Genomic DNA, 1018 nt, shown 5'->3' with positions numbered 1-1018 from the left:
AACGCGCTTCGACTACTTGTAGGCACACGGTTTCAGGTACTCTTTCACTCCCCTCCCGGGGTGCTTTTCACCTTTCCCTCACGGTACTGGTTCACTATCGGTCACTAGGGAGTATTTAGCCTTGGGAGATGGTCCTCCCGGATTCCGACGGAATTCCACGTGTTCCGCCGTACTCAGGATACACTCCGGAGGAAATTCTTTTTCGATTACAGGGCTGTTACCCTCTTTGGCTAACCTTTCCAGGTTGATTCGTCTAAAGAATTTCTTTGTAACTCCGATGGAGTGTCCTACAACCCCAGAGAGCAAGCTCTCTGGTTTGGGCTGTTTCCGTTTCGCTCGCCGCTACTTAGGAAATCGCATTTGCTTTCTCTTCCTCCAGGTACTGAGATGTTTCAGTTCCCTGGGTGTGCCTCTTATACCCTATGTATTAAAGTATAAGTCCTGTTCCATTACGAACAGTGGGTTTCCCCATTCGGAAATCCCCGGATCAACGTTTACTTACAACTCCCCGAGGCATATCGGTGTTAGTCCCGTCCTTCATCGGCTCCTAGTGCCAAGGCATCCACCGTGCGCCCTTATTCACTTAACTAAGTTTACAATGAATAAGCGTTTTTATCGCTTTAAAGTTTGATGTCTTGTTTACTCTTATTTAGTTTTCAAGGTACAAAGTTTTAAAGAGATTTACTCTCTCAAAACTGAACCAAACAAACCAGTATGTTTCCGTATAATTCCTTAGAAAGGAGGTGATCCAGCCGCACCTTCCGATACGGCTACCTTGTTACGACTTCACCCCAATCATTGGTCCCACCTTCGGCGGCTGGCTCCAAAAGGTTACCTCACCGACTTCGGGTGTTACCAACTCTCGTGGTGTGACGGGCGGTGTGTACAAGACCCGGGAACGTATTCACCGCGGCATGCTGATCCGCGATTACTAGCGATTCCGGCTTCATGTAGGCGAGTTGCAGCCTACAATCCGAACTGAGAATGGTTTTATGGGATTTGCTTGACCTCACGGTTT

The 1018-nt window shown here is 48.1% G+C and carries 2 rRNA genes; both read right to left on the bottom strand.

From position 1 onward, the window contains the following. Positions 1-589 (bottom strand): 23S ribosomal RNA (locus A9178_RS18285); the annotation flags it as partial. A 147-nt stretch (positions 590-736) separates the two neighbouring features. Then, positions 737-1018 (bottom strand): 16S ribosomal RNA (locus A9178_RS18280); the annotation flags it as partial.

It is taken from the genome of Oceanobacillus sp. Castelsardo (assembly GCF_001659985.1).
GTDB lineage: Bacteria > Bacillota > Bacilli > Bacillales > Amphibacillaceae > Oceanobacillus.
The sequence above is the reverse complement of the archived record's forward strand: the minus strand, read 5'-3'. Positions and strand labels throughout refer to the sequence as shown.